We start from the raw sequence: 20,452 nt of genomic DNA, 5'->3' as shown, positions 1-20,452 counted from the left end.
TCTGCGGCGTTGTCGTCGGTCGCCGTAGCTCCGCTACGCCTCCCTCCTCCGCCGTGCAGACGACCACCCCGAGACCCGCGGGCTCGACTCCGGGAGGCGAGGGTGCCGTGCTGCGCACGAGCCTGCCCCGAACATGCTGGTCGAGTAGCCCCGGAGGGGCGTATCGAGACCCACCGTGACCGGACACGCGGCCTCGGAGCAGCAGCCCTGGCGGAGGTGGATCTCGATACGCCCGCTGAGCGGGCTACTCGATCAGCATGAACGCGACGGCTGACCCATCAGCAAGAACCACACCACAGACCACGACGAACGGAAGGACACCCGTGACGGACACGGTACTCAGCAGGAGCGGCACGACCGAGGATGCCCAGTGGTGGCGGCAGGCGGCGGTGTACCAGGTGTACCCGCGGAGCTTCGCGGACGCGAACGGGGACGGGATCGGCGATCTCGCGGGGATCATCGAGCGGATCCCGTATCTGCGGGAGCTCGGGATCGACGCGGTGTGGCTCAGCCCGTTCTACCCGTCGGCGCTCGCCGACGGCGGGTACGACGTGGCCGACTACCGCGATGTCGACCCGCGGATCGGCACGCTCGCCGAGTTCGACGAGATGACGGCCCGCCTGCACGACGCGAGGATCCGGGTCGTGGTCGACATCGTCCCCAACCACTCCTCGGACCTGCACCCCTGGTTCCAGGAGGCGCTCGCCTCCCCGAAAGGCTCGCCCGAGCGCGAGCGCTACGTGTTCCGCGACGGGCTCGGCGCCGACGGCTCCGAGCCGCCGAGCGACTGGGAGTCCGTCTTCGGCGGATCGGCCTGGGAGCCGGTCGGCGACGGCCAGTGGTACCTGCACCTGTTCGCCCGGGAGCAGCCCGACTGGAACTGGGCGAACCGCGAGATCCGCGACGACTTCCTCCGCACCCTCGCCTTCTGGGCCGACCGCGGCGTGGACGGCTTCCGGATCGACGTGGCGCACTCCCTGGTCAAGGACCTGACGCCCCCGCTCGCCTCCGCGGCCCAGATCGAGGGGCAGCGCACGGACGGATCGCACCCGTTCTGGGACCGCGACGAGGTGCACGAGGTCTACGCCGAATGGCGCGCCCTCTTCGACTCCTACGACCCGCCCCGCACCGCCGTGGCGGAGGCGTGGGTCGACGCCTCGCGCCGCGCCCGATACGCGAGCCCGGAGGGGCTCGGCCAGGCGTTCAACTTCGACCTGCTCGAGGCCGACCTCGACGCGGAGGAGTTCCGCCGGCTGATCACCTTCAACCTCGAGCTCGCCGCGGAGTCCGGCTCGTCGACCACGTGGGTGCTCTCGAACCACGACGTGGTCCGGCACGCGACGCGCTATGGACTGCCGCCCCGCGGCGCCGCCGAGACCGCCCCGGCGAAGCAGTGGCTGCTGAGCGGAGGAGCGGAGCCGGTCCTCGACCGCGAGAAGGGCCTGCGACGCGCCCGCGCCGCGACCCTGCTCCTGCTGGCCCTGCCCGGCTCCGCCTACCTGTACCAGGGCGAGGAGCTGGGACTGCACGAGGTCGCCGGGATCCCCGACGCCGACCGGCAGGATCCGACCTTCTTCCGCAGCGGCGGCGTCGACGTCGGCCGCGACGGCTGCCGCGTCCCGCTGCCGTGGGAGTCCACCGGGCCCTCGCTCGGCTTCGGTCCGGGCGGCGCGCACCTGCCCCAGCCCGCGTGGTTCGCCGACTCCTCCGTGGAGGCGGAGGAGCTGTCGGAGTGCTCGACGCTCGCGCTCTACCGCCGGGCGCTGGCGCTCCGGCACGGGCTGCAGACGGAGGAGCACCTGGAGTGGCGGGGGGACGCGGCCGACGTCGTCGACTTCAGCCGCCCGAACGGCTGGCGCTCGGTGACGAACCTGGGAGCGGAGCCGGTCGAGCTGCCCGAGGGCGAGCTGCTGCTCGCGAGCGTCCCGGTGACGGGCCGCCTGCTCCCGCCGGACGCCACCGCCTGGCTCCGCTGACGACGGGGGAGCTCCCTCCCCAACGCGGAAGGCGCCCCCGCCCGAGGATCCGAGAATCCTGCGGGCGGGGGCACCTTCCCGTGCGACGCGGGTCAGTGCGTGGAGGGGTCCTGCTCGACCTCGGTGCGGTCACCCGACCACAGCGTGTGGAAGGTGCCCTCCTTGTCGACGCGCTTGTAGGTGTGCGCTCCGAAGAAGTCGCGCTGGCCCTGCACGAGAGCGGCCGGGAGGCGCTTGGAGGCGAGCGAGTCGTAGTACGACAGCGCGGCGCCGAAGCCGGGGATCGGCACGCCCGAGAGCGCGGCGGTCGAGACGATGCGGCGCCAGGCGGCCTCGCCGTTGGCGACGGCCTCGGCGAAGTACGGGTCCTCGAGGAGGGTCGTGATGCCGGCGTTCTCGTCGTAGGCGTCGACGATGCGGTTGAGGAACTGGGCGCGGATGATGCAGCCCGCGCGCCAGATCTTGGCGACCGCTCCCTTGTCGATCTCCCAGCCGTACTTCTCGGCTCCGGCGATGATCGCGTCGAAGCCCTGCGAGTAGGCGACCACCTTGGAGGCGTAGAGCGCGGCGCGCACGTCGTCCTCGAAGCCCTCGTACTTCTCGACCGGGGTCGGGCGCGAGGTGACGCGGGCCTGCACGGCCTCGCGCTGCTCGGGGTGGGAGGACACGGCGCGGGCGAAGACGGCCTCGGCGATGCCGCCGACGGGGACGCCGAGGTCGAGCGCGTTCTGCACGGTCCAGACGCCGGTGCCCTTCGAGCCGGCCTGGTCGAGGACGACGTCGATGAAGGGGTTGCCGGTGTCGGCGTCGACCTGGCGGAGCACCTCGGCGGTGATCTCGATGAGGTACGACTCGAGGTCGCCCTTGTTCCAGGCGTCGAAGACCTCGGCGATGGCGGCGGGCTCGTGTCCGCCGACGGTGCGGAGCAGGTCGTACGCCTCGGCGATGAGCTGCATGTCGGCGTACTCGATGCCGTTGTGGATCATCTTGACGAAGTGGCCGGCGCCGTCGGTGCCGATGTGGGTGACGCAGGGCTCGCCCTCGGCGACCGCGGCGATCGACGAGAGGATCGGGCCGAGGGTCCTGTAGGACTCGACCGAGCCGCCGGGCATGATCGACGGGCCCTTGAGCGCGCCCTCCTCGCCGCCGGAGATGCCGGTGCCGACGAAGTGGATGCCGGTCTCGCGGACGGCCTTCTCGCGGCGGATGGTGTCGGTGAAGAGCGCGTTGCCGCCGTCGACGATGATGTCGCCGGGCTCGAAGACCTTCGTCAGCTGCTCGATCACGGCGTCGGTGCCGCGGCCGGCCTGGACCATGATGATCGCGGTGCGCGGGGTGGCGAGCGAGGCGGCGAAGTCCTCGATGGTCTCGGACGCGACGAAGCCCGCCTCCGGGTGCTCCGTGATGAGGGTCTCGGTGCGGCCGTAGGAGCGGTTGAACACCGCGACCGTGTTGCCCTCGCGGCTGGCGAGGTTGCGGGCGAGGTTCGAGCCCATCACCGCCAGACCGACGACTCCGATGTTGGCTGTGGCGGTGGGCTTGTCAGACACGGTTCTCCTCGACGTTCGCGTTCAGGGGCGAGACAAGGCTAGCCCCGGGTCGCTCCGGGGAGCCCGGGTCCGAGCCGTCTCCCGGCTGCACATCGGTCGTGCGGCGCGCGCACGGTCTTGCGCGCGCCGCGACGACCGCGACCGGAACCGGTCAGGCGCCGTGGCCGAGGGGGACGCGCTCCGACGGGATCGGCGGCGGCGGGGGAGTGCCGTCGCCGAACGGGCGGCCGCCGAGCTCCTCGCGTCGCGAGGGGACGAGCCAGCCGGAGAGGTCCGGGCCCTTGGGGACGACGCCGGTCGGATTGATGTCCCGCTGCACCTCGTAGTAGTGCGACTTGATGTGGGTGAAGTCGATCGTGTCGCCGAACCCCGGAGTGGCGAACAGGTCGCGGGCGTAGCCCCAGAGCGCGGGCATCGCCGACAGCAGGTTCCGGTTGGCCTTGAAGTGGCTGTAGTAGACGGCGTCGAAGCGGGCGAGCGTCGTGAAGAGCCGCACGTCCGCCTCGGTGATGGTGTCGCCGACCAGGTAGCGGCGGGTGCTCAGCCGCTCCTCCAGCCAGTCCAGCCGCGCCCAGAGGCGGTCGTAGGCCCGGTCGTAGGAGCGCTGCGAGCCGGCGAAGCCGCACTTGTAGACGCCGTTGTTCACGTCGTGGAAGACCAGCTCGGCGATCTCGTCGATCTCCTCGCGGTGCTCCTCGGGGTAGAGGTCGGGGGCGCCGTCGCGGTGGAACGCGGTCCACTCGGTGGAGAAGTCGAGCGTCATCACCGGGTAGTCGTTGGTGACGACCTGGCCGCTCGGGATGTCCACGAGGGCCGGGACGGTGATCCCGCGCGGGTAGTCGGGGAAGCGGGCGAAGAACGCGTCCTGGAGGCGGGGGATGCCCAGCACCGGGTCGACCCCGCCCGGGTCGAGGTCGAAGGTCCAGCTGCGCTTGTCGTGGGTGGGCCCGCAGATGCCCATCGAGAGGGCGTCCTCGAGCCCGAGCAGGCGCCGCACGATCACGGCGCGGTTCGCCCACGGGCAGGCGCGGGAGACGACGAGGCGGTAGCGCCCCGCCTCCACCGGGTACCCGTCGCGGCCGTCGGCGGTGATCCGCGTCGGGATGTAGTTCGTGTCGCGGTGGAAGCCGTTCTTCTCGACGTAGGAGCCGAAGTCGTCGCTCGTCATACCCGCACGGTAGGCGGTCCGCCTGGACGTCCGGCTCCGAGTCCGGCGGCGCGACCGCTCTGCTGGCGGGCGGCCGCGATGCCGGGTAGGATCGGCAGCTGAACTTCGGCGAGGGATGCACGTGCATCCGTGATCGACGCGGTGGAAGCAGGCGAGGCCCCCACGGGGCGCCACGGACTTCTCCTCACGCTGACATGCGTTCGAGTCGACAAACCGTCCGTGGCCGCAGGCCACGACCCGATCCGGTGGCGTGCGCGCCGCCCAAGGAGAACATCATGGCTGAACTGACCAACAAGGTCGTCGTCGAGGTCCGCACCTCGTTCGGCAAGGGCGCCGCCCGCAAGATCCGCGCGCAGGACAAGATCCCCGCGGTCCTCTACGGCCACGGCACCGAGCCCCAGCACCTCACCCTCCCGGGCCACCAGGTGCTCCTCCTCACCCGCAAGGCGAACGCGATCCTCGAGCTCGACATCGAGGGCGCCGCGCAGACGACGCTGGTGAAGGACATCCAGCGCGACCCGGTGCGCCAGATCATCGAGCACATCGACCTCGTCGTCATCAACAAGGGCGAGAAGGTCGAGGTGGACATCCCCGTGCACGTCGAGGGCGACGCCGCTCCCGGCACCCTCGTCTCGATCGAGTCGAACACCCTCTCGCTCGAGGTCGACGCCACGCGCATCCCGCAGAACATCGTCGTCTCCGTCGAGGGCCTCGAGGCCGGCACGCAGATCACCGCCGCCGACGTCACGCTCCCCGAGGGCGCCACGCTGGTCACCGACGCCGAGGTGCTCATCGTCAACGTCACCGCCGAGGTCGAGCAGGACCTGGGCGAGGACGACGAGACCCCGGCCTCGGGCGACGTCGTCGCCGAGACCGCGGAGTAGTCCGCACCACCCCGGGAACGGGCCCGCTCGCAGCCGCGGCGGGCCCGTTCCGCGTCCGGCGGGGGAGTCCCTCCGCCGCCCCCGAGGAAGAGGAACGACATGGGTGACACCTGGCTGGTCGTCGGACTGGGCAACCCGGGCGCGCAGTACGCGCGCAACCGGCACAACGTCGGCCAGATGGTGCTCGACGAGCTCGCGACGCGGATCGGCGGCTCGTTCCGCCGGCACAACCGCGCCAACGCCGTGGTCGCCGAGGGCTTCCTCCGCCCGGGCGGGCCGAAGCTCGTGCTGGGCAAGCCCAACAGCTTCATGAACCTCTCCGGCGGGCCGACGGCGCAGCTGCTCGACTTCTACTCGGTCGACCCGGCGCACCTGATCGTCGTGCACGACGAGCTCGACATCCCCTTCGACAGCCTGCGCCTCAAGCAGGGCGGCGGTCACGGAGGGCACAACGGCATCCGCGACATCCTCGCGGCGACCGGAGGAGCCGAGTTCCTGCGCGTGCGGGTCGGCATCGGCCGCCCGCCTGGCCGCCAGCAGGCCGCCGACTTCGTGCTGAAGGACTTCGCCGGCCCGGAGCGCGAGGCGCTCCCGATCCTGGTCTCGGACGCCGCCGACGCCGTCGAGCTCATCGCCGACTCCGGCCTCTCCGCCGCCCAGCTGAAGTTCCACACCAGCGCCTGACCCGCCCTCCACCGAGGGGACCCCGGACGGCGAGGGAGACCGCAGCCCCGGGCTTCCTCGATGGTTCGGGTTTCCCTCGGCGGTCGGCCCGCGGGGCGGCCGTAAACTGGATCCGTGCCCCTCAACGAGATCATCTCGGCGCTGTCGCGCGCCTCCACGTTCGACGATGCTCTCGCGTACGCGGTGCGGGACGCCGACTTCTCGGTGGCCGATGGCCTCCGGGTCCCCCTGCTCGCGGGGCTGATCGAGAGGCGCGCGGAGGCGGGACGCCCGCAGGCGGCGCTGGTGGTCACGGCCACGGGCCGCGACTCCGAGAACGTGCGCGCCTCCCTCGGCTGCATGCTGCCGGACGCGGACGTGGTCGAGTTCCCGGCCTGGGAGACGCTGCCGCACGAGCGCCTCAGCCCGAGCGCCGAGATCGTGGGGCGGCGCCTGGACGCGCTGCGGCGGATGAAGCAGTGGTCCGGCGAGCGGCCCCTCGTGGTGGTCGCCTCCGTGCGCGCGGCGCTGCAGCCGGTCGCCGACAACCTCGCCGACATCGAGCCGATCCGACTCGTGAAGGGCGCCCGCGGCTACGACCTCGGCCGCATCTCGGCCGAGCTGGTCGACCTGGCCTACGCCCGGGTCGACATGGTCACGCGCCGCGGCGAGTTCGCCGTGCGCGGCGGCATCCTCGACGTCTTCCCGGCGGTGGCCGAGCATCCGAGCCGAGTGGACTTCTTCGGCGACGAGGTCGACTCCATCCGCGGCTTCTCCGTGGCCGATCAGCGCTCGCTCCCGGGCGAGGCCGACTCGGTGGTCCTCCCGCCGAGCCGCGAGCTGCTGCTGGTGCCCGCGGTGAGGCAGCGGGCCCGCGAGATGCTGCACGAGTTCCCGAGCCTGTCGGCGATGCTCGCGAAGATCGCCGAGGGCATCCCGGTCGAGGGGATGGAGTCGCTCGCCCCCGCGCTGCTCGAGCGGCTGGTCCCGATCTCGCACTACCTCCCCCAGGGGGCGGCCGTCGCGGTCCTCGCCCCCGAGCGCGTGGCGACGCGGGCGATCAGCCTCGCCGAGACGAACCGCGAGTTCCTGCAGGCGGCCTGGAGCGCGGCGACCGCCGGCGCCGAGGCCCCCATCGACCTCGCCTCGGGCGAGTTCATCTCGCTCGGCGCGCTCCGCGACTCCGTGAAGCTCAGCGCCCCGGGCGCCGACGCTCCCGACCACCCCTGGTGGACGATGAGCACGTTCCGCCAGGGCCCCGCCGCGGGCGAGGCCGAGGTGCTGCCGGAGGAGCTCGGGATCGACGAGATCCTCGCCGTCCGCGTCGAGGGCGAGCCGGTCCCCGGCTTCGGAGCGAGCGTCGAGGGCGCCCTCGCCCACGTCCGCGCGCGCCTGGCCGACGGCTGGACCGTGGTCCTGACCGCGCCCGGCACCGGCACGGTCGAGCGCACCGACCAGGTCCTCGCCGAGCACGAGGTCGCCGCCCGCATCGTCGCCGACCTCCCCGCCGGGCTCGAGACGGGTCTGGCCTACGTGGTCCAGGCCTCCGTCGATCACGGCTTCGAGGTGGAGGAGGCGAAGCTCGCCCTGCTCACCGACACGGAGTTTTACGGCCGCACCGTCGGCTACGACTCCCGCGCGGTGAAGAAGCTCGCGTCGCGCCGCAAGAACGTCGTCGACCCGCTGCAGCTCACGCCCGGCGACTTCGTGGTGCACGCCACGCACGGCATCGGCCGGTTCGTGGAGCTCTCTCAGCGCGAGGTCTCCAGCGGGGGCCGCAACGCGATCAAGACCCGCCGCGAGTACCTGGTGCTCGAGTACGCCCCCAGCAAGCGCGGCTTCCCCGGCGACAAGCTGCTCGTCCCCACCGACCAGCTCGACCTGCTCTCCCGCTACGTCGGCGGCGAGGCTCCGGCGCTGAGCAAGATGGGCGGGAGCGACTGGGCGCAGGCCAAGAGCAAGGCCCGCCGCGCGGTCCGCGACATCGCGGTCGAGCTCGTGAAGCTCTACTCCGCCCGGATGGCCTCCCGCGGGCACGCGTTCCCGCCGGACACCCCCTGGCAGCGCGAGCTGGAGGAGGCGTTCCCGTTCGCCGAGACCCCCGACCAGCTCACCGTCATCGACGAGGTCAAGGCCGACATGGAGCGGCCGATCCCGATGGACCGCCTGCTCTCGGGCGACGTCGGCTTCGGCAAGACCGAGGTCGCCGTGCGCGCCGCGTTCAAGGCGATCCAGGACGGCAAGCAGGTCGCGATGCTCGTGCCGACCACGCTGCTCGTCCGCCAGCACCTCGAGACGTTCCAGGAGCGCTTCGCCGGCTTCCCCGTCCACCTGCGGGCGCTCAGCCGGTTCCAGAGCGCGAAGGAGTCGAAGGAGACGATCGAGGGCCTGGCCGACGGCACCGTCGACATGGTCATCGCGACCCACCGGCTCCTCAGCGACAACATCGTCTTCAAGGACCTCGGCCTGCTCGTGATCGACGAGGAGCAGCGCTTCGGCGTCGAGCACAAGGACAAGCTCAAGGCGCTGAAGAAGAACGTCGACATCCTCTCGATGAGCGCCACGCCCATCCCGCGGACGCTCGAGATGGCGGTGACCGGCATCCGCGAGATGTCGACCCTCGCGACCCCGCCGGAGGAGCGCCACCCGATCCTCACCTTCGTCGGCCCCTACTCCGAGAAGCAGGTGTCGGCCGCTATCCGCCGGGAGCTCCTGCGCGAGGGCCAGGTGTTCTTCGTGCACAACCGCGTCTCGACGATCAACCGCGTCGCCTCGCAGCTCGCCGAGCTGGTGCCCGAGGCGCGGATCGCGGTCGCGCACGGCAAGCTCAGCGAGTCGCAGCTCGAGCGGATCATCGTCGACTTCTGGGAGCGCAAGTTCGACGTCCTGGTGTCGACGACGATCGTCGAGACCGGCCTCGACATCCCGAACGCGAACACGCTGATCGTCGACCGCGCCGACAAGTACGGTCTCTCGCAGCTGCACCAGCTGCGCGGGCGGGTCGGCCGCGGCCGCGAGCGCGCCTACGCCTACCTCCTCTACGACGAGACGAAGCCGCTGAGCGAGACCGCGCACGACCGGCTGCAGACGCTGGCCGCCAACTCGGACCTCGGCGGCGGCATGCAGATCGCGCTGAAGGACCTCGAGATCCGCGGTGCGGGCAACCTCCTCGGCGGCGAGCAGTCCGGGCACATCCAGGGCGTGGGCTTCGACCTCTACCTGCGGATGATCGGCGAGGCCGTCGACACCTTCCGCGGCGAGGTCGCCGAGGGGCAGACCGAGCTGCGGCTCGAGCTGCCCGTCGACGCGCGCATCCCGGAGGAGTACGTCGACAGCGAGCGGCTGCGCCTGGAGGCGTACCAGAAGCTGTCGGCCGCGTCGTCGCCGACGGCGAAGGAGGGGAGCATCGACCTCGTGGTCGAGGAGCTGACCGACCGCTACGGCGAGCTGCCCGAGGCGGTCGAGAACCTCATCCTGGTGTCGAGGCTGCGCATGCGCGCGCAGAAGGCGGGCCTCAGCGACGTGGTCGCGATGGGCTCGAACGTCCGCGTGGCTCCCGCTCACCTGCCCGACTCGATCCAGGTGCGCCTGCGCCGGATGTACCCGACCGCGAAGTACCTGCAGCAGGCCGACGCGGTCGTCGTGCCGATGCCCGTGCTCGACGGCGTCCCGCTCGGCGACCGGGCGCTCATCCAGTGGGTGGCGTCGCTCCTGGACGCGCTGTTCCCGGAGCCGGTCACCGTCTGAGGTCCTCGGGGAGGCGCTCCCCGGCGGCGCGCCGTCCCGCTCCGGCGGCCGTCGCCGCTGCGGGAGGGCCCGCTGGCAGGATGGAGGGCATGCCGCTCCTCGCCGCCCGACGCCCCCGCGAGCCGGAGCCGCTCGCCGGCCCGCTGGTCGCCGTCCGCGGGGTCGCGGTACGCGCCTCGGGGGTCGAGCTGCTCGCCCCGTGCTCGCTCGAGGTGGAGGCGGGGGAGCGCGTCGCGGTGACGGGCCGCAACGGCACCGGCAAGACCACGCTCCTGCGGGTGATCGCCGGCCTCACCGCTCCGAGCGAGGGAGTCGTGGCGGTGGCCGGGCTCGCCCCGGAGGAGCGCTCCGCCGCCCACCGCCGCGCCGTCGCCGCACTGATCGGCACTCCGCCCTTCGAGCGGGACCTGACCCTCGAGGAGCACCTCGCGATGGTCGCCGTCTCGTGGGGCGCGCCGGTCGCCGACGCCCGCCGCGAGGCCGCGGCAGGTCTCGACGCGCTCGCGCTCGCTCCGCTCGCCCGCCGCTTCCCGCACGAGCTCTCCTCCGGGCAGACGCAGCTGTTCTCTCTCGCGCTCGTGCTGGCCCGTCCCTCCGCGGTGCTGCTGCTCGACGAGCCGGAGCAGCGGCTCGACGTCGAGCGGGTGCCGCTGGTCGCGGAGGTGCTGCGGCGCGCAGCCGCGTCCCGGGCGCTCGTCGTCGCGACCCACAGCCCCGTGCTGATCGAGGGCCTGGGCGCGCGGGTCGTCGAGCTGGAGCGGGCGTGACGCGCGCGGAGGGGGCCCGCGTCGCCGAGGTGCGGGCTCTGCACCGGCACCGCGCCGCGGCTCCGCCGAGTCCGCGCGCCTACGCGGGCTACCTCGCCGCGATGACCGTCCTCGTCGTCGTCCTCCCCGTCGCCCGGGCCCTCGCGCTCCTCGCCGCCGAGGCGGGAGCCGCGCCGGAGCCGCTGATCGCCCTCGCCGCGGGTCTCGCCCTGCCCGCCGCCGTGCTCCTGGGCCGGGTGCGCGGACCCGCGGTGGGCGAGCCGCACACCACGGCCGTGCTGCTCGCGACCGATCTGCGCCGCTGGTCGGTGCTCCGCCGACCCCTGGTCCGGGCGTCGGCCGGTCTCGTGGCGTGCTGCTCCGCCGTCGCGTCGCTCCTCGCCCTCGCCGCCGCCGCGCCGCTCCTCGCGGCCGTCGCCGGCGGCGCCGCGTTCGCCGGCCTCCTCGCCGTCGCCTGGCTCGCCGGTCAGTGCCTGCCCTCGCGCCTCCCCGCGCTCGCGGCGGGCATCCTCGCCTCCCTCGCGGTCCTCGGGGCCCTCGTGCCCGGTGGGCCCACGCCGGGCGGCCTCCTCTCCTCGGCCGTGAGCGGAGCGGAGGAGGTGCGCGCGGCGACCGTGCTGCTCGCGTCGGCCGCGGTCCTCCTGGCCGCGGCGCCCCGGCTGCTCGACGCCGCGCGCGGACCTCGGCTCCTCGCCCAGGCCCGGCAGTGGTCGGCGACCGCCCGGCTCGGAGCGACGGGCGACCTCGCCGAGTCGCTCGACGGGTACCGCGCCCTCCCGGCGATCGGGCGGGGGCTCCGAGCGGTCCGCCTCTCCCCGTTCGCCCTCGCGGTGCCGGTGCGCGACGCGATCGGCGCGCTGCGCACTCCCGGCCGCTCGGCGGTCGCGGTCGTCGCCCTGGCCGCCGCCGGCGCCGCCGCCGTGCTCACCGCGGTCGTGCCGTCCTCCCTCCTCGCGCTCCCGGCCGCCGCGGCGGGCGTGCTCGCCTACCTCGGCGCCGGCGTCTGGAGCGACGGCTTCCGTCACGCCGCCGCGACAGCGGGACAGCCGGCGCTCCTCGCCCCCGGCCCGTTCGAGCTGCTCCTCCTGCACGCCGTCCTCCCGCTGGTGCTCGCGGTCGGAGTCGCGATGCTCGGCGCCCTCGCCGCCTCGCTGCTGCTCCCGGGCGCGGCGGTGCCGGTGGCCGCCGCGACCGCCGTCGCCGCCGTCGCCGCGCGGGCGATGGACGCGACCCGGGGTCCGCTGCCGCCGCAGCTGCTCAGCCCGGTGCCGCTCCCGATCGGGGACGGCGCGGGAGTCGCGGTGGTCCTCTGGAACCTGGCGGGTGCACTGGTCAGCGCCTCGACCGCGGTGTCCGTCGCGGCGTCACCCGGGCTCCTCGCCGCGGTGCCGCTCGTCGCCGGCGGCTGCCTCCTCGTCGCGCGGCGGCGTCTCGCGCGGGCCTGAGGCTCCCGGGCGCCCGCGCCGCCCCGATGTCAGCGGAGGCGGCCGGACCGGATGCGAGGATGGCGGGGTGACCGCGCATCCCCGGCTCGACGAGCTCATCCGCACCGTCCACGTCCTCCGCGCCCCGGGCGGCTGCCCGTGGGACGCCGAGCAGACCCACGAGTCGCTCGTGCGCTACCTGATCGAGGAGTCGCACGAGCTCGTCGACGCCATCGAGGCGGGGGACCGGGCCGACCTGATCGAGGAGCTCGGCGACGTCCTCTACCAGGTGCTCTTCCACGCCGACCTGGCGGCCGAGAGCGCCGAGCCCTTCACCATCGAGGACGTCGCGGCGCACATGAACGCCAAGATGGTCGGCCGCCACCCGCACGTGTTCGGCGATGCCACGGCCGAGACGGCCGACGACGTCATCGCGGTGTGGGACGAGCTCAAGCGCACCGAGAAGCCGCACCGCACGAGCGTGCTCGACGGGATCCCGCAGGGCATGCCCGCCCTCGCGCTCGCCGACAAGGTGATCGGCAAGGCGACCTCGCTGGGCGTCGTGGACGCCGGCCAGGGCCCTCTGCCCATTGAGTCGGAGGAGGATCTCGGCCCGCTGCTGCTGGCCATCGTCGCCTCCGCCCGCGCCCAGGGGCTCGACGCCGAGCGTGCGCTCCGCACGGCGACGCGCGACCTGCAGGACGAGATCCGCGCGGTGGAGCAGGAGCGGCGCGCGGACTGAGGCGCCCGCCGGCCCGCCCCGGCCGATCTGGGAGAATCGCCGTCATGGCCTCCCCGATCACCCCGCCCCGCGGCATGCGCGACTTCCTCCCCGCCGACAAGGCGAAGCGCGAGCACGCGCTCGGCGTCATCCGCTGCGTGTACGCCTCCCACGGGTTCGACGAGATCGAGACGCCCGTGGTCGAGGACTTCGACCGCCTCCACTCCGGGCTCGGCGGCGACAACGAGAAGCTTGCCTTCAGCGTCCTGCGCCGCGGGCTCACCCGCGACGACCTGGCGGCGGTCGACGACGCGTCCGCCCTCGCCGACCTCGGCCTGCGCTTCGACCTCACGGTGCCGCTCGCCCGCTTCTACGCCTCGCACCGCGCCGAGCTGCCGGCCGTCTTCCGGTCGGTGCAGATCGCGCCGGTGTGGCGCGCCGAGCGCCCACAGAAGGGGCGGTACCGCCAGTTCGTGCAGTGCGACATCGACATCATCGGCGAGCCCGGGCAGCTGGCCGAGGTCGAGCTCATCACGGCGACCGCGGCGGCACTCGACGCGCTGGGCCTCCAGGACTGCACCATCCGCATCAACGACCGCCGCATCCTCACCGGAATCCTCGAGCACTGCGGCTTCGCCCCCGAGCGCTTCGGCCCGGCGCTGATCTCGATCGACAAGCTCGACAAGATCGGCGCCGCCGGAGTCGTCGCCGAGCTGGAGGCCGACGGGCCGGACGCGGCCGCGGTCCTCGGGGGCTACCTCGCGCGGATCGAGCAGGCGGTCGCCGCCGGGGGAGTGGCGCTCGAGCAGTCCGCGATCCTCGACGTGCTGCCCGAGGGCATCGACCCGGAGGCGGTGCTCGCGCTCGAGACCCTGGCCCGGTCGCTGCGCTCGCTGCCCGCCGGCGTCTCGCTCCGCTTCGACCCGACGCTCGTGCGGGGCATGGGCTACTACACCGGCACGATCTTCGAGATCGCGCACCCGTCCTCGGGCTCCTCGGTCGGCGGAGGCGGGCGGTACGACGGGATGATCGGCCGCTTCCTCGGTCAGGACGTGCCGGCCTGCGGCTTCTCGATCGGCTTCGAGCGGATCGTCGAGCTGATCGGCGGTGCCGTCGTCGAGCGCCCCGACGCCGTCGTCCTCGTCCACGAGCGCGACGCGGCGCCCGAGCTGCTGCTCGCGCTCAAGCAGGAGCTGATCGCCCGGGGCTCGCGCGTGCGCCTCGAGCGCCGGGCGAAGAACCTCACCCCGCTGCTGGACCGAGCGGCCGCCGCGGGCTTCACCCGCTTCGCTCTCGTTCCGCGCGATGCCGCCTCCGCCGCCGACCTCTCCTTCAAGGATCTCGGCTGATCCGCGCCGGCGGCGCCGGGTGAGTGTCGCCGGCTGCCCGCGCTGAGCCGCGCCCGGGGGAGGGGACGGGGCCGTCCTGTCAGGCCTGAACAGGGTCTCAGCCGATCCGTCAGAGGATCATGTCGATCTGGTCGGATTCTTGTCGGATCCGTGAGAGCCTTAATACCCGCGAAATCTGCGGACACACCCGAGAAATCTCCCCCGGATAGCGTCGAGGCACCCGATCGGCGCGGCTTGGCGCGCCTGCACGGGCACCCCGTCGCGACCCCGCGCACCGCACCGCAGCAGCCCTGACGATCCCCACCCGAGGAGTCCCCTTGACCCTGTCGCCCCTCCGCTCCCTCCCGGCCTTCGACCGCCGCAGCCTCCTCCGCCTGGCGGGTGTCGCCGGCCTCGCGATCGGCGGCGCCTCCGTCCTCGCCTCCTGCGCCTCCGACTCCTCCGGCGCGTCCGCCGCGGACGGCGGCGACCTCGGCACCCTCAAGGTCCAGCTCTCCTGGATCAAGAACGAGGAGTTCGCGGGCGAGTTCTTCGCCGACTCGAAGGGCTACTTCACCGAGGCCGGCCTGGCGGGAGTGACGCTCACCCCCGGCCCCTCGACGGGCGTGGCCGAGCTCCTCTCGGGCAGCGCGGACGTCGCGCTCAGCGACGCCGTCTCGATCGGCACCGCGATCGCCCAGCAGGAGGCCCCGCTCAAGATCATCGGCGCGACCTACCAGAAGAACCCCTTCACGGTCCTCTCGATCAAGACCGCCGGGAACATCGCCACTCCGGCCGACCTCGCCGGGAAGAAGATCGGCGTCCAGGCCTCGAACACTTCCCTGTTCCAGGCGCTGCTCGCCGCGAACGGCCTCTCCGAGTCCGACCTCACGGTCGTCCCCGTCGAGTACGACCCCTCCGTCCTCGTCAACGGCACCGTCGACGGCTTCATCGCCTACCTGACGAACGAGGCCATCACGGTCGCGGCCGAGGGCTACGAGGTCGTCAACCTGCCCTTCGCCGACAACGGCCTCCCCTTCGTCGCCGAGACCTTCTCGGTGTCGGAGCAGGCGATCGCCGAGAAGCGCGACGCTCTGAAGGCGTTCCTCGTCGCCGAGATCAAGGGCTGGACCGACGCGGTCAACGACCCGGAGGCGGGCGCGATGCTCGCCGTCGAGAACTACGGCAAGGACCTCGGCCTCAACGAGGAGTCCTCCAAGAAGGGCGCCACCATCCAGGCCGAGGAGCTGGTCGTCTCGGACGAGACGGTCTCGAACGGCCTCTTCACCATCTCCGAGACGCTGCAGTCCGAGACCATCGCGTCCCTCGCGGGCGCCGGGATCGACGTCACGGCCGAGGACCTCTTCGATCTGACCCTCCTCGACGAGGTCTACGAGGAGAACCCCGAGCTGATGAAGTACGCGGCCTGATCCTGATCCACGAAGGGCACCACTCGTGACCGACACGACCGACGCCGGCACCCTGCGCGACCAGGGTGCCGGCGGCACCGGCATCCAGATCCACGGCCTGTCGAAGACGTTCCGGATGGGCTCGCGCAGCGTCGCGGCGCTGCAGGACACCGATCTCCACACCGACCAGGGCAGCTTCCTCGCCCTGCTCGGCCCGTCGGGGTGCGGCAAGTCGACCATCCTGCGCATCCTCGCGGGACTGGAGGAGCCGACGTCCGGCTCCATCCGGGTCGACGGCCGCACTCCCCAGGAGCTGCGCCGCGACAACAAGCTCGGCATCGCCTTCCAGGACCACGCGCTCCTGCCGTGGCGCAGCGTCATGGCGAACATCCGCCTGCCGTTCGAGATCGCGGGCAAGAGCGTCGACCAGTCCTACATCGACGAGCTGATCGACCTCGTCGGCCTCCGCGGCTTCGAGAAGGCCAAGCCGGCCCAGCTCTCGGGCGGCATGCGCCAGCGCGTGTCGATCGCGCGGTGCCTGATCCTCAAGCCCGAGGTCCTGCTGCTCGACGAGCCGTTCGGCGCCCTCGACGACATGACGCGGCAGAAGCTCAACCTCGAGCTGCTGCGGATCTGGACCGAGAAGCCCGCCACGACGCTCCTCGTCACGCACGGCATCTCGGAGGCGATCTTCCTCTCGGACCGCGTCGCGGTGATGAGCCCGCGCCCGGGACGGGTGAAGGAGATCATCGACATCGACCTCCCCCGCCCGCGCACCCCCGAGATGCAGCGCACCCCCGAGTTCCACGCCTACGTCGACCAGGCCTCCGAGCTGCTGTTCGGCGACGGCGGCGCGGCCGCGGACGACCGCGTCTAGGAGGCACCGTGGCCACCACGCTCCCCGCGGCCCCGCGCCGCACCCTGTCCCTGCCTCCGTGGCTCACCGGGCTGATCGGCGTCGCCGCGATCGTCGCCGTCTGGTGGATCGTGGCGCTCGTCACCGCCCCCACCGGCGCCGCGACCTACGCGCCCGTCCCCACTCCCGTGCAGGTCGTGCAGACCGCGATGGAGGACGGCGCCGGCTTCTACTGGCGCAACTTCTCCGTCACGATCGGCGAGGCGGCCGTCGGCTACTTCTGGGGCAACCTCCTCGCGCTGGTGCTCTCGGCGCTCGTGCTGGTCCTGCCCTGGCTGGAGGGGGTCGTCTCGCAGCTCGCGGTCATCACCTACTGCGTGCCGATCGTCGCCATCGGAGCGATCGTGCTGCTGATCCTCGGTGGTGCGGACGCTCCCGGGAAGGCGAGCGCGACGGCGATCTTCCTGGCCGGCCTCTCGGTGTTCTTCACCACGGTCGTCGGCAGCCTGCTCGGGCTGAAGGCGGCCGACAAGGCGGCGCTCGACGTCGTCACGGTCTACGGGGGCTCGCGCTTCACACAGCTGCGCAAGGTCCGCCTGATCGCGGCGCTGCCCAACATCTTGTCGGCGCTGCAGATCGCGGTGCCCGCGGCCTTCCTCGGCGCGATCCTCGGCGAGTACTTCGGCAAGATCGAGACGGGCGTGGGCCCGATCCTGGTCGCGGCGCAGGTCTCGCTGAACTCGCCCCGCGTCTGGGCGCTCTTCCTCCTCTGCGCGGGCGTCGCGCTCCTCGGCTACGGCATCGTCGGACTGATCGGGCGCCTCATCGCGCCCTGGTCCTCCGGAAAGCGGGCATGACCATGACGACCACCGTCCCCGACCGCACGGAGCAGTCCACGGCCACGTCGATCCTCGCGGTCGACGAGCTGCGGCGCCAGCTGCGCACGGCCGCCCTCGGCGCGACTCTCAAGAGCCTGCGCAAGAGCCTGCTCGTCGCCCTGTCGACGATCGTGATCGTGCTGGCGATCTGGATCGGCGTGGTCCTCTTCAGCGGGGTCTCGCCCTACGTGGTCAAGGGCCCGTGGGACGTCTGGCAGCACCTGGTGACCGATGCGAAGGCCGCGGAGCACCGCGCCGAGCTGGGCGGCCTCTTCGCCGTGACCATGGGCGACGCACTGATCGGCTTCGCGGCCGGCCTGGTCGTGGCGATTCTCGGCGCGATCCTGTTCCGCCTGTCGAAGGGCATCGAGCACGCGCTGATGCCGTTCGCGATGCTGCTGCGCTCGGTGCCGCTGATCGCGATGGCGCCGCTGATCATCCTCGTCTTCGGGACCGGCTCGATCGCCTCGGTCGCGGTGATCGGCGGGATCGTCGTCCTGTTCCCCGCGCTGGTGACGATCGCCTTCGGCCTCAACAACGCCTCCCCGCAGATGCTCGACGTGGTCGCGGTCTACGGCGGCAGCACTCTCACCGCGATCCGCAAGGTGGCCATCCCCGGCTCGCTGCCCTCGCTCTTCGCCGCGATCCGCATCTCGGTGCCCGGAGCGATCACGGGCGCGCTGCTCGCCGAGTGGCTCTCCACCGGTGCGGGCATCGGCGGGGCGATCAACGCCTGGTCCGCCCAGGCCCGGTTCGCGGACGTCTGGTCGGCGGTCGTGCTCGTGACCGGCGTCTCGCTCGTGCTCTACATGCTCGTGCAGGTGCTCGAGACCTTCGTCCTCTCCCGGATGTCCCTCTCCCTCACCTGACTCCGCCCCTTCCCCCGCGAAGTGCCACTCGACGAGGGCTCGCCCGACGGGTCGCGTACCCGGGTGGCGTCTCGCGGGAAGGGGGAGGGCAGGGGGAGCGGAGCGACGGGGCCGGGTCAGACGGTGACGATCGCGTTGACGCGGTGGCCGGCCAGCACCTCGCGGCCGCCGAGCCCGTCGAGCTCCATGACCACCGCGATCCCCTCGAGGCTCCACCCGGCGCGCTCGATCAGGCGGCGGCTCGCGTCGAGCGTGCCCCCGGTCGCCAGCAGGTCGTCGACCAGCAGCAGGCGCGCGCCGCGGGGCGCCGCGTCCTCGTGCACCTCGAGCATCGTCTCGCCGTACTCGAGGGTCGCCTGCTCGCGCAGCACGGCCCGCGGCAGCTTGCCGGGCTTGCGGATGGTGACGACGCCGAGACCGGCCGAGTAGGCGGCCGCCGCGGCGAGCAGGAAGCCGCGCGCCTCCACGCCCGCGATCGCGTCGATCCGGCCGCGGTAGGGCTCGATCAGCGCGTCGGCCACCGCCCGCAGGGCCTCGCCGTCGCCGAAGACCGGCGTGAGGTCGCGGAACAGGATGCCCGGGCTCGGGAAGTCCGGGACGACGGCGGTGAGACGGTCGACGTGGTCGGCGGCGGTCGTGGTCACGGGGAACCTCCGGGTCGGCGGGTGCGCCCGGGCCGTCCGGCGATCGGGCCCTGGGAGTCTACGACCGGCCGCGGTCTCCTGCGCTTCGGAGGCGGTCAGTAGACTCCTTCCCGACCGCTCCCGTCTCCGGGAGCCCACCCGTCAAGAGGAGATAGTTGTGGCCCTTATCGAGGCAGTCGTCGCCCGAGAAATTCTGGACTCCCGTGGCAACCCCACGGTCGAGGTCGAGGTCCTGCTCGAGGACGGCGCGTCCTCGCGAGCGGCCGTCCCGTCCGGCGCCTCCACCGGCGCGTTCGAGGCGTACGAGCTCCGCGACGGCGACTCCGACCGCTACCTCGGCAAGGGCGTGCAGAAGGCCGTCGACGCCGTCATCGACGAGATCGGCCCGGCCATCGAGGGCTTCGACGCCACCGACCAGCGCCTCGTCGACGCCGAGCTGATCGAGCTCGACGGCACCGAGAACAAGTCCCGCCTGGGCGCGAACGCGATCCTCGGCGTCAGCCTCGCCGTGGCCAAGGCCGCCGCGCAGTCGTCGGACCTCGACCTGTTCCGCTACGTCGGCGGCCCGAACGCGCACACCCTGCCCGTGCCGCTGATGAACATCATCAACGGCGGCGCGCACGCCGACACCGGCGTCGACATCCAGGAGTTCATGGCCGTCCCGCTCGGCGCCGAGTCCTTCTCCGAGGGCCTGCGCTGGGGCGTCGAGATCTACCACGCGCTCAAGGCGCAGCTGAAGAAGGCCGGCTTCGCCACCGGCCTCGGCGACGAGGGCGGCTTCGCCCCCGACCTGCCCACCAACCGCGAGGCGCTCGACTTCATCCTCAAGGCCGTCGAGGCCGCCGGCTTCACCCCCGGCAAGGACATCGGGCTCGCGCTCGACGTCGCCTCCTCGGAGTTCTACGAGGACGGCGCCTACACGTTCGAGGGCAAGAAGCTCTCGGCCGAGGAGCTCTCCTCCTACTACGCCGACCTCGTCGCCAACTACCCGCTGGTCTCGATCGAGGACCCGCTGGACGAGGACGACTGGGCCGGCTGGACCCACCTCACCGCGGCCATCGGCGACAAGGTGCAGCTCGTCGGAGACGACCTGTACGTCACCAACCCGGTGCGCCTCGCCCGCGGTATCGCCGAGAAGGCCGGCAACTCGATCCTGGTCAAGGTGAACCAGATCGGCACGCTCACCGAGACGCTCGACGCCGTGGCCCTGGCCCAGCGCAACGGCATGACCGCGATCCTCTCGCACCGCTCCGGCGAGACCGAGGACACCACCATCGCCGACCTCGCGGTCGCGGTGGACGGCGGCCAGATCAAGACCGGCGCCCCGGCCCGCTCGGACCGCGTCGCGAAGTACAACCAGCTGCTGCGCATCGAGGAGATCCTGGGAGGTGCGGCGACCTACGCGGGTCGCTCCGCCTTCCCGCGCTTCTCCGCGTAGTCTCGGCACGCCGGACCGGCCCCGGAGCCCAGCACCTCGGTGCGGGCGCCGGGGCCGCTCCACTTCCCCCGCCGCGATCGAGGAGGCACCCGCCCATGGCCCGTCCGCCCCGCCGCCCCTCCGCCCCCGG

The 20,452-nt window shown here is 72.6% G+C and carries 16 protein-coding genes; 13 read left to right on the top strand and 3 right to left on the bottom strand.

Annotated elements, in window-relative coordinates; all coding sequences use genetic code 11:
• Nucleotides 1-257 precede the first annotated feature (257 nt).
• Nucleotides 258-1,976, top strand: a complete 1,719-nt coding sequence (locus C5C59_RS07975) for an alpha-amylase family glycosyl hydrolase (RefSeq protein WP_104238996.1) — start codon at nucleotides 258-260, stop codon at nucleotides 1,974-1,976.
• A 92-nt stretch (nucleotides 1,977-2,068) separates the two neighbouring features.
• Here C5C59_RS07975 and gndA read toward each other — a convergent pair whose 3' ends face one another.
• Both gndA and C5C59_RS07965 read right to left on the bottom strand, forming a co-directional pair.
• Complete coding sequence (gene gndA, locus C5C59_RS07970) at nucleotides 2,069-3,526, bottom strand: NADP-dependent phosphogluconate dehydrogenase (protein ID WP_104233684.1); 1,458 nt, start codon at nucleotides 3,524-3,526, stop codon at nucleotides 2,069-2,071.
• A 151-nt stretch (nucleotides 3,527-3,677) separates the two neighbouring features.
• The gene (locus tag C5C59_RS07965) at nucleotides 3,678-4,694 is read right to left on the bottom strand and encodes a glutathione S-transferase family protein (RefSeq protein ID WP_104226929.1); all 1,017 of its coding nucleotides are present in this window, start codon (nucleotides 4,692-4,694) and stop codon (nucleotides 3,678-3,680) included.
• A 275-nt stretch (nucleotides 4,695-4,969) separates the two neighbouring features.
• Here C5C59_RS07965 and C5C59_RS07960 point away from each other — a divergent pair, with 275 nt between their 5' ends.
• The 11 genes from C5C59_RS07960 (at nucleotide 4,970) to C5C59_RS07910 (ending at nucleotide 18,240) form a co-directional block, all read left to right on the top strand.
• Entirely contained in the window at nucleotides 4,970-5,578 is a 609-nt protein-coding gene (locus tag C5C59_RS07960) for a 50S ribosomal protein L25/general stress protein Ctc (RefSeq protein ID WP_104238997.1), read from the top strand.
• A gap of 99 nt (nucleotides 5,579-5,677) precedes the next feature.
• The gene (gene pth / locus C5C59_RS07955; RefSeq protein WP_104238998.1) at nucleotides 5,678-6,262 is read left to right on the top strand and encodes an aminoacyl-tRNA hydrolase; all 585 of its coding nucleotides are present in this window, start codon (nucleotides 5,678-5,680) and stop codon (nucleotides 6,260-6,262) included.
• Between the two features lie 114 nt (nucleotides 6,263-6,376).
• A complete protein-coding gene (gene mfd, locus C5C59_RS07950; protein WP_104238999.1) occupies nucleotides 6,377-9,988 on the top strand; it encodes a transcription-repair coupling factor in 3,612 nt (1,203 codons plus the stop codon).
• Nucleotides 9,989-10,077: 89 nt separating this feature from the next.
• The gene (locus tag C5C59_RS07945) at nucleotides 10,078-10,755 is read left to right on the top strand and encodes an ATP-binding cassette domain-containing protein (RefSeq protein WP_104239000.1); all 678 of its coding nucleotides are present in this window, start codon (nucleotides 10,078-10,080) and stop codon (nucleotides 10,753-10,755) included.
• Entirely contained in the window at nucleotides 10,752-12,200 is a 1,449-nt protein-coding gene (locus C5C59_RS07940; RefSeq protein WP_104239001.1) for a hypothetical protein, read from the top strand. The genes C5C59_RS07945 and C5C59_RS07940 overlap by 4 nt, the downstream gene beginning before the upstream one ends.
• A 67-nt stretch (nucleotides 12,201-12,267) precedes the next feature.
• On the top strand, nucleotides 12,268-12,921 hold the full coding sequence (locus C5C59_RS07935; protein WP_104239002.1) for a MazG family protein: 654 nt from the start codon (nucleotides 12,268-12,270) through the stop codon (nucleotides 12,919-12,921).
• A gap of 44 nt (nucleotides 12,922-12,965) precedes the next feature.
• Nucleotides 12,966-14,249, top strand: coding sequence for a histidine--tRNA ligase (gene hisS, locus C5C59_RS07930; protein WP_104239003.1), 1,284 nt, complete (start codon nucleotides 12,966-12,968; stop codon nucleotides 14,247-14,249).
• A gap of 317 nt (nucleotides 14,250-14,566) precedes the next feature.
• The gene (locus tag C5C59_RS07925; protein WP_258059873.1) at nucleotides 14,567-15,658 is read left to right on the top strand and encodes an ABC transporter substrate-binding protein; all 1,092 of its coding nucleotides are present in this window, start codon (nucleotides 14,567-14,569) and stop codon (nucleotides 15,656-15,658) included.
• Nucleotides 15,659-15,773: 115 nt separating this feature from the next.
• Nucleotides 15,774-16,514, top strand: coding sequence for an ABC transporter ATP-binding protein (locus tag C5C59_RS07920; protein ID WP_104222373.1), 741 nt, complete (start codon nucleotides 15,774-15,776; stop codon nucleotides 16,512-16,514).
• Between the two features lie 8 nt (nucleotides 16,515-16,522).
• On the top strand, nucleotides 16,523-17,350 hold the full coding sequence (locus tag C5C59_RS07915) for an ABC transporter permease (RefSeq protein ID WP_258059477.1): 828 nt from the start codon (nucleotides 16,523-16,525) through the stop codon (nucleotides 17,348-17,350).
• A complete protein-coding gene (locus C5C59_RS07910) occupies nucleotides 17,347-18,240 on the top strand; it encodes an ABC transporter permease (protein ID WP_104222359.1) in 894 nt (297 codons plus the stop codon). The genes C5C59_RS07915 and C5C59_RS07910 overlap by 4 nt, the downstream gene beginning before the upstream one ends.
• 116 nt (nucleotides 18,241-18,356) lie before the next feature.
• Here the strand turns inward: C5C59_RS07910 and C5C59_RS07905 are convergent, their stop codons facing one another.
• Nucleotides 18,357-18,884, bottom strand: coding sequence for an adenine phosphoribosyltransferase (locus tag C5C59_RS07905; RefSeq protein ID WP_104239005.1), 528 nt, complete (start codon nucleotides 18,882-18,884; stop codon nucleotides 18,357-18,359).
• Between the two features lie 157 nt (nucleotides 18,885-19,041).
• Between C5C59_RS07905 and eno the strand changes: the two genes are divergently transcribed.
• Complete coding sequence (gene eno, locus C5C59_RS07900) at nucleotides 19,042-20,322, top strand: phosphopyruvate hydratase (protein WP_104222361.1); 1,281 nt, start codon at nucleotides 19,042-19,044, stop codon at nucleotides 20,320-20,322.
• The last annotated feature ends 130 nt before the right edge of the window (nucleotides 20,323-20,452 follow it).

This window comes from Rathayibacter sp. AY1F4 (assembly GCF_002931775.1).
In the GTDB taxonomy this organism is placed as follows: Bacteria; Actinomycetota; Actinomycetes; order Actinomycetales; family Microbacteriaceae; genus Rathayibacter.
This window is presented reverse-complemented; position numbering and strand designations above follow the sequence as displayed.